The sequence below is a fragment of the Roseicyclus sp. genome (genome assembly GCF_052168335.1).
Lineage (GTDB): Bacteria > Pseudomonadota > Alphaproteobacteria > Rhodobacterales > Rhodobacteraceae > Roseibacterium.
Genome location: NZ_JBQLZP010000202.1, coordinates 1 through 1,829, shown reverse-complemented (window position 1 = coordinate 1,829; position 1,829 = coordinate 1). Strand labels below are relative to the sequence as shown.

Annotated in this window: 2 protein-coding genes and 1 pseudogene; 1 reads left to right on the top strand and 2 read right to left on the bottom strand. The window is 72.0% G+C overall.

Annotated elements, in window-relative coordinates; translation table 11 throughout:
* Positions 1-63: 63 nt before the first annotated feature.
* Both ACTS11_RS06425 and ACTS11_RS06420 read right to left on the bottom strand, forming a co-directional pair.
* On the bottom strand, positions 64-633 hold the full coding sequence (locus tag ACTS11_RS06425; protein ID WP_442639507.1) for a hypothetical protein: 570 nt from the start codon (positions 631-633) through the stop codon (positions 64-66).
* 159 nt (positions 634-792) lie between these two features.
* Entirely contained in the window at positions 793-1,386 is a 594-nt protein-coding gene (locus ACTS11_RS06420) for a riboflavin synthase (RefSeq protein ID WP_442639506.1), read from the bottom strand.
* A 172-nt stretch (positions 1,387-1,558) separates the two neighbouring features.
* Between ACTS11_RS06420 and ACTS11_RS06415 the strand changes: the two are divergent.
* A pseudogene (locus ACTS11_RS06415) lies at positions 1,559-1,829 on the top strand (capsule biosynthesis protein CapA); the annotation flags it as partial.

The following is a 1,829-nucleotide window of genomic DNA, read 5'->3' as shown; positions in this document are numbered from 1 at the left end:
CTCCCCCCGAGAGTTTGTCGCCAGGATGAAGGAACGGGGAGGCGCCCGGACGGTGCGCTGCGCTCAGCCCGCCGCCGCGAAGAAGGCCTCGGCGCTCAGGTTGCCCGCAAGGCCCGCCGCGCCGCACCATTCCCGCTCGAGCGCGGTGGCCGAGACGAGCACCACGCCGTCGGGCGGAAGCCCCTGCGCGCGTACGAAGCCGCGAAGCCGCGTGCGCATCTCGCCCCAGGGCATCAGGATGTCGGGCGCGCGCTCGGCCGCGTCGAGCCCGGGCGTCGCGCGCAGGACGAGACCGGGGCTCAGCGGCGCATGGACGGCGGCGAGACGCCCGGCCGCGCCCCCGAGGTCGGCGAGGCGCAGGGCCAGGCGCTCGGGCGGCGCCGGGCGCGCGGGCGCCAGCTCCAGCGCGTTGCCCGAGAAGAGGAAGCCGACGATGTCGTGCCCGGAGGTCGCGCGGATCGTGGCATAGGTCCTGTAGGGCAGCCCGAGGCGTTTGGCGCGCGCCACGTGGATGCGCACGATCTCCAGCGGCAGCGCCGGCAGGAGCGCGCGCCGTGCCTTGCCCCACGCGACCTTGCGGAAGCCGTAGCCCGCCTCCATCGTCGGCCCGCCATTATGTCCCATCCCGCCCATGCGTCCTCCACCAATCCGGCTCGCGCCGCCAGCATGCGCCCGCGAAGCCCGTTCTCCAAGTCCGCCCTTCCTCGGGATGGCCGATCTTGGGCCGCGCGCCTGCTTCATCTTTCTCCAAATACGCCCTTCGACCCATCCGCCGGGGCCGCGGCCGGCCGGTCAGCCGCCCTGCCAGTCCTGGAGCCGCGCCACGTAGCGCGCGAGGGTGTCGATCTCGAGGTTCACCCGGTCGCCCGCCTTGACGCCACCCCAGGTGGTCACGGCCTTGGTGTGCGGGATGATGTTCACGCCGAATTCTGCGCCCGTCACCTCGTTCACCGTGAGCGACGTGCCGTCGAGCGCGACGGAGCCCTTCGGCGCGATGAAGCGGGCCAGCGCCTCGGGCGCGCGGAAGGTGAAGCGGGTGGACTCCCCCTCCTCCCGCGTCGCCACGACCTCGGCCACGCCGTCGACATGGCCCGAGACGATGTGCCCGCCGAGCTCGTCGCCGACCTTCAGCGCGCGCTCGAGATTGACCGGATCGCCCTCGGCCCAGTCCCCGATCGTCGTCTTCGACAGCGTCTCGGCCGAGATGTCGACGTCGAACCAGTCGCCGCCCGTGGCCGTGACGGTCAGGCAGACGCCGTCGCAGGCGATGGAGGCGCCGATCTCGATGCTGCCGGTGTCGTAGGCGGTGGCGATCCGGGCGTGGAGGTCGCCCCGCCGCTCCAGCCGCCGGATGCGGCCGACATCGGTGATGATTCCGGTGAACATGCGGCCTCCGCTCCTGATGCCATGCGGTCCTCGCCTCCACCTAGCGCCCTCGGGAACCGGGCCGCAAGAGTCCTCCCGGCAACGGGCCGACGGAAAAGCACCGCTGGCCGTCCCGGAGGCTTTGTCCTTGCAGAAGGAACGCGTTAACTGCGGCATGTTAATGAGCGCCTCCATGTTCCCACGTCACGACGACCGCGTCTTCCTGTTCCTCCAGGGTCCGCACGGACCCTTCTTCTGGCGCCTCTCGCGCCAGCTCGCCGCCGCCGGCGCGAGGACGCTGCGGGTCGGCTTCAACCGCGGGGACGAGGCGTTCTGGCCAGACCGGAAAAGCTACATCGCCCAGACCCAGGCCCTCGACGGCTGGCCCGCGCGGATCGCGTCGCTCCTGGCGGAGCACGCCGTCACGGACGTCGTCCTCTACGGCGACACGCGGCCGATCCATG